Here is a 5,708-nt window from a genome sequence, read left to right as displayed (position 1 = left end):
CCCTAATTATAATTACAGATATAGTTCATATTACTATACTAAGGGTAAGAGTTAAACACGGGTGAGATTTAAAATTTTGCCAAAAACCCACAACCCAACTGGGAATGAATTCCCAGTCTCATAACAAAAGTTGTCTTTTGATGACTAAAAGAACTAGAAATTTTTGAACTTTTTCTCGTTCCCATACTCTGTATGGGAATGAATTCTAGAAGGCTCTGCCTTCTATGAAAACTTACTGTCAGTAAACTTTAGCCATTAGCCCGGAAATTCATAGGTGGGTCTGTCGGCCAAACAAATAAAGCCTTGACAAATATGGGCAGGAGGAGAATCGAACTCCTATGACCTCACGGCCGCCGCATTTTGAGTGCGGTGCGTCTACCAATTCCGCCACCCGCCCTTGGGTGTAACTTTACCATTATAGCCTATTTTTTTAGTTTGGCAATAGGTAATTAGATCTAATTTAGAAACTTTTTGGGAAATTTCCAGAAACGGATTCCGGTAAAATCTACCAATTCCGCCATCCGCCTGGGGATGGAGATTCACCTTTGTAATTAATCCCCTGATTTTGCACTAACTGTTGGTACTCCTGACTACTTGCCCAACGGTCAATTTCCCTGGCTCGTAGTACGGGGACAGGATGGCTTAATTGGGCTGTGCGGGCGGATTTGACCATTTCCCCCAATTCAGTTTTGCTAATGTCATCATAGGCGCGAGCTTGGTCTACAAAGGCATCTAAATTGAGTTGAGGCGCTAAACTGGGAGAACCACCTGCTAACTTCATTAATACTGACATGACAACTTTCGGGTTTTGGGTAGCTAACAAAGCGGCGCGATCGCAGGTAAACTCAGCACAGCGGACCCATTCTAATAATTGTGACTGGATAGCTTGAGCCAAGACAGCGCCGACATTTGGGACAATGGCAGCGGCTAAAATCAATAAATTCACAGGTGTTAAATACACACTATGATCACACTTGAGATGACCTAATTCATGGGCAATTACAGCCTGTATTTCTTCAGGTGTAAGTATCTCAATCAAGGATGTGTGAATGACCACAAAAGGCTGTTTACCTCGCATGGCAAAGGTGTAAGCGTTGGGGGCTGGGTGTTGACGCACATATAACTGAGGTGGATCAATATCCAGAATTTGACAAGCTTCCAATAGTAACTTGTGTAAATCAGGAAGTTGTTTTTCTCCTACCAAAATACTAGAAGCGATATTTTCCACATAAAAAACCTGTTCAGCCATTGGACCTAGCAAATTCCGCACCATCATATCTAAACCGGGAATTTGTTTGAGGGTTTTGGTGGCTTCCAAGTCCAGAGGATGACGGAATGAGTCTGCTTTTAAGCCTGTGAGTGAGGTTTTGAGTAAGGACATAGTATTTAAATTAAGAGAAAATGTGAATTCTAGTGTTTTTGACATAACAAAACCCAAGATGACCGAGGATTTTGTTGGGTTTCCTTGCGTCAACCCAACCTACGATATTGTGTTGATTTCTGGGGTTCTAAGGAATGTGAATTAAATAAGGTGCAAAAGTAGGGTGTGTTAGCGACAGCGTAACGCACCATTCCAGGTTACATCAGAATTGCAGGTTATTAAATTTGCGTTCCTAACTAACTTGTGCTTCAGCAACACCTACGGGACAAGCTACGTTAGTACCACCTAAGCCACAATAACCACCGGGGTTTTTGGCTAAATATTGCTGATGGTATTCTTCAGCATAATAAAATTCAGGTGCATCTAAGATCTCTGTGGTAATTTTACCATACCCAGCACTGCTGAGGGCTGGTTGATAAGCGTTCTGTGATGTTACTGCTAGTTCTTTTTGCTCTTGTGAATAAACGTAAATTCCTGAACGGTATTGAGTACCAGCATCATTACCTTGACGCATTCCTTGGGTGGGGTTGTGACTTTCCCAGAAAACTTTCAACAGTTGGGAATAAGTAATGATTTTGGGGTCAAACACTACTAATACTACTTCATTGTGACCGGTCATGCCACTACAGACTTCTTGATAGGTGGGGTTGGATGTGTAACCAGCCCCATAACCTACCGCAGTGGTATAAACTCCTGGTTGTTGCCAAAATTTGCGTTCTGCTCCCCAAAAACAGCCTAAACCAAACATGGCGGTTTCTAAGCCTGGGGGAAAAGGCGCTTTTAGAGGATTCTTATTAACGTAATGTTGTGCGGGTACTCGCATTACTTCTGCCCGTCCTGGTAAGGCTTGCTCTGGTGTAGGTATAGTTGACTTTTTACCAAATCCGAATATTCCCATTGTTTTTAATTTGTATTATGTATGATTGCTATTCTTCTTCATTGTAAAGATTTTTGTCGCTATTCCGGGTTGGGGTGAATAAATTTCATGGTGTTGTTGATGAATCATTGGCAGGGCGCAGACCCTGCGCCCCTACTTTCTGAATTTGGCGTTGCTGAATCAAGGTATGAAATTTCCAAATTGAACCTTTGAAAATCTTACCTTTGCGCCTTTGCGCCTTTGCGTGAGACTAAAATTCATCCCCTTAATCAGCAACGCCCTGAATTTCATAGTGTTGTTGATGAATCATTGGCAGGGCGCAGGCCCTGCGCCCCTACTTTCTGAATTTTTCATGGTCACGTCAAATACTTCTGCAAAACATTGATTTATAGAATGTCGGACTTGGTTACAGGTAATGTCGGGAATCCATGCGGCTAAACTGCTGACTGGTTTATCAACAAGGCCACAAGGAATAATTTGCTTGAATCCTGTCATATCTGGACATACATTTAAGGAAAAACCGTGCATAGTAATCCATTTGCTCACTTTTATGCCGATGGCGGCAATTTTGTATCCTTCTAGCCAAACTCCGGTAAAACCAGGAATCCGTTCTCCCTTTAAGTCGTAAGTTGCTAAAACGCGAATTAATACTTCCTCAAGTTGACGCAAGTACCAATGGAGGTCTTGACGGTAATGACGCAAGTTTAAAATGGGATAACCTACCAATTGTCCTGGACAATGATATGTGACTTCGCCACCTCTTTCAATGCGATGCACGTCATAAGCACTTTTGTCAAGATTAAATTTTATAAATTCTGGGTTTGCTCCTGTCCCCAAGGTGTAAACGGGGGGATGTTCTAGTAAAATTAGGACATCATCTAGTTCTGGGTTGTGAATACGCTCTGCAACTAGCGATCGCTGCCACTGATGAGCGGTTTCATAAGGCATTACGCCAACATTATATAGTAAACAACGGTACGGGGTTGATTGAGTGCTAGGAATCATCAGTGCATAAGTAAGGGGGAAGAGGCAAGAGGGAAGACACCCGATAAGGGACTTCCAGGAAATAAATTATCCCAATAAATAAATGAACAAACGAACCACAGAGGCACAGAGAACACAGAGAGAGAAGAAATAGGGAGGGTTTTTGCGTTAGTTTTGGGACATTTTTTTATTTGGAAGTCTCTAAGTAAGTGGGCGTTAAAAAATGTAAAAATATAATATAAACCTAACCCCCCAACCCCCTTCCCTACCAGGGAAGGGGGAGTCAAAGCCTCTTATTTCCCAAAAATATAGCGAACAAATGTCAAGCTATGCAAAGGATCTTAAAGGAACATCAAGGAAATATACTTTAGAACTCACAAAATGCTAATTTAAATATATAACCTGAATGGGTGTTAGACAGAGGAGAGCATTCAGCTAAGACAATACCAACTAATTTACTGACTGGTGGCAACTTAAAAATTTATTTGTATCAATCAGGATCAAATTTCCCAAAAGGATTGTATTCTCTATACAATAGTGAAAAAGACTGGGGGACGAAAAAAGGCGGGGACTCCTATTTTGGTAAAGTTCCATAGAAGTAGGCGTTTAAAAGAACCATATCTCAAGCAGCCTAATTCAATAGTTTTGCTTAAATAGCCAATTGCTTAACAACCAGTTGGGAAACAAGAGGATAAATAAGCGCCAACTTGAAGATGCAAGAAGTGTTAAAAATGCTAAAAAACAATGTCTTAGGGATAGGTAACAATTTGTGTCGGTGGCAGTGATAGGCCTGACCGCAATTTCTATTCCTAACTGAAAACATCACATATAATATTGAGCGGGAGAGTTTACATGAAGCTTGTCATCCACGGTAAAAATATTGAAATCACTGATGCAATTCGTGAATATGTGCATCAAAAGATTGAAAAAGCAGTTAGTCACTTCCAGAACATCACCAATGAAGTGGATGTCCATTTAAGCGTAGCTCGCAATCCCCGAATAAGTACGAAGCAAGCAGCAGAAGTAACTATTTATGCTAATGGTAGTGTTATCCGTGCGGAGGAAAGCAGCGAAAGCTTATATGCAAGTATTGACCTAGTCGCAGATAAAATTGCTCGGCAATTGCGGAAATATAAGGAAAAAAGGCAGGATCATAAAACTCAACCTATATCAACTAACGAAGTAGTAGCGCCAGAGAATGTTGCAGCGGATTTAATAGGCGATCGCACCGCTGAATTACCCGAAGAGGTTGTTCGTACCAAATACTTCTCTATGCCGCCAATGACATTGGCTGAAGCGCAGGAACAACTACAATTGGTGGGTCATGACTTTTATATGTTTCATAATGCCGAAACAGGTGAGATTAACGTCATTTATGAACGTAATCACGGCGGTTATGGAGTCATTCAACCCCGCAATAACGGTCATTCTAACAGCAGAAATGGCAAATCAGCCCAAGCCAATGTTGGTATTCCCGAAAAATCTCACTCCAAATAAAGTCTGATTAAATTCTTTATATGTAGAGACGTTTCATGAAACGTCTCTACTAAGTAATTGGACAAAAATATTTACAGTCATTGCGAGGGAAGGGAAGCAATCACCCAATTTTGTGGGATGGGCATCCTGCCTGTCCTTGGTAATTAGCGGGCAATTCGTCCCGCACCACAAGAAACTTTTGGGGATTTTTTTAATTGGAAGTCCCTAAAGCAAAAGCTTAATGGTGTCAACTTAATCTCAAATCCCTACCACATCTCGTTCCTAGTCTCTGACTAGGAATGCAGTTAATGAGGCTCTGCCTCTAATAAGCTGTTACGCAGCTAAATTTGATAACCATAATTTACTTGAACTTTGTAGTGCGGGCATCTTGCCCCCTAGAATTATACAAACTAAATGCACAACAGCTTATCATTGAAGGCAGAGCCTTCTAGAATTCATTCCCAGTCAGAGACTGGGAACGAGATGAAAGAGAGTTAGATCTCCGACTTCTTAGAGAAGTCGGGGATCTTATTTTACTTATGCTGCTAGTTGTTGCAGGGTTTTTAATGCTTCTTCAACATGACCTTTAAAGTTCAACATAGAATCAAATACATATTGAACAATACCATTTTGGTCAATTAGGTATGTAACTCGACCGGGAATAAAACCAAAAACGGCAGTTGCGCCATATTGTTTTCGGACTTGATCACCTTGATCACTTAAAAGTGTAAAAGGTAAATTGTATTTATTTGTAAACCTTTGATGAGATTCCCTAGAGTCACCACTCACACCAATAACTTCAGCACCAGCGGCTTGAAACACTTCATATTGATCTCGAAAAGCGCAAGATTCTACAGTGCATCCTGGTGTATCATCCTTGGGATAAAAATAGAGGACAACGGATTTTTGACCCCGAAAATCTGCCAAACTGACATTTTTGCCATTTTGGGCAGGTAGACTAAAATCAGGGGCGGTATCTCCAACTTTGAT

General features: G+C 41.1%; 5 protein-coding genes and 1 tRNA gene. 1 reads left to right on the top strand and 5 read right to left on the bottom strand.

Features of this window, described 5'->3' with window-relative positions; all coding sequences use genetic code 11:
* Positions 1-313 precede the first annotated feature (313 nt).
* The 4 genes from FJR37_RS24500 to lipB all read right to left on the bottom strand — a co-directional run bounded on the left by FJR37_RS24500 (position 314) and on the right by lipB (position 3,263).
* Positions 314-397: transfer RNA gene (locus FJR37_RS24500), tRNA-Leu, on the bottom strand.
* Between the two features lie 108 nt (positions 398-505).
* A complete protein-coding gene (locus tag FJR37_RS24495; protein ID WP_039200697.1) occupies positions 506-1,381 on the bottom strand; it encodes a M48 family metallopeptidase in 876 nt (291 codons plus the stop codon).
* Positions 1,382-1,613: 232 nt separating this feature from the next.
* A complete protein-coding gene (gene msrA / locus FJR37_RS24490) occupies positions 1,614-2,279 on the bottom strand; it encodes a peptide-methionine (S)-S-oxide reductase MsrA (RefSeq protein ID WP_039200698.1) in 666 nt (221 codons plus the stop codon).
* A 285-nt stretch (positions 2,280-2,564) separates the two neighbouring features.
* The gene (lipB, locus tag FJR37_RS24485) at positions 2,565-3,263 is read right to left on the bottom strand and encodes a lipoyl(octanoyl) transferase LipB (protein WP_168467359.1); all 699 of its coding nucleotides are present in this window, start codon (positions 3,261-3,263) and stop codon (positions 2,565-2,567) included.
* 831 nt (positions 3,264-4,094) lie between these two features.
* Here lipB and hpf point away from each other — a divergent pair.
* Positions 4,095-4,739, top strand: a complete 645-nt coding sequence (hpf, locus tag FJR37_RS24480) for a ribosome hibernation-promoting factor, HPF/YfiA family (protein WP_027402588.1) — start codon at positions 4,095-4,097, stop codon at positions 4,737-4,739.
* Between the two features lie 516 nt (positions 4,740-5,255).
* Here hpf and FJR37_RS24475 read toward each other — a convergent pair.
* Positions 5,256-5,708 (bottom strand): peroxiredoxin (locus FJR37_RS24475; protein ID WP_217355382.1); only part of this gene is annotated, 453 nt, incomplete at its 5' end.

The sequence above is a fragment of the Aphanizomenon sp. UHCC 0183 genome (assembly GCF_009712065.1).
Classification (GTDB): domain Bacteria; phylum Cyanobacteriota; class Cyanobacteriia; order Cyanobacteriales; family Nostocaceae; genus Dolichospermum; species Dolichospermum heterosporum.
The sequence above is the reverse complement of the archived record's forward strand: the minus strand, read 5'-3'. Positions and strand labels throughout refer to the sequence as shown.

Coding starts and splice junctions, on each gene's coding strand:
- msrA (WP_039200698.1), bottom strand. CDS start 2,279: ATGGGAATATTCGGATTTGGTAAAAAGTCAACTATACCTACACCAGAG.
- hpf (WP_027402588.1), top strand. CDS start 4,095: ATGAAGCTTGTCATCCACGGTAAAAATATTGAAATCACTGATGCAATT.
- FJR37_RS24495 (WP_039200697.1), bottom strand. CDS start 1,381: ATGTCCTTACTCAAAACCTCACTCACAGGCTTAAAAGCAGACTCATTC.
- lipB (WP_168467359.1), bottom strand. CDS start 3,263: ATGATTCCTAGCACTCAATCAACCCCGTACCGTTGTTTACTATATAAT.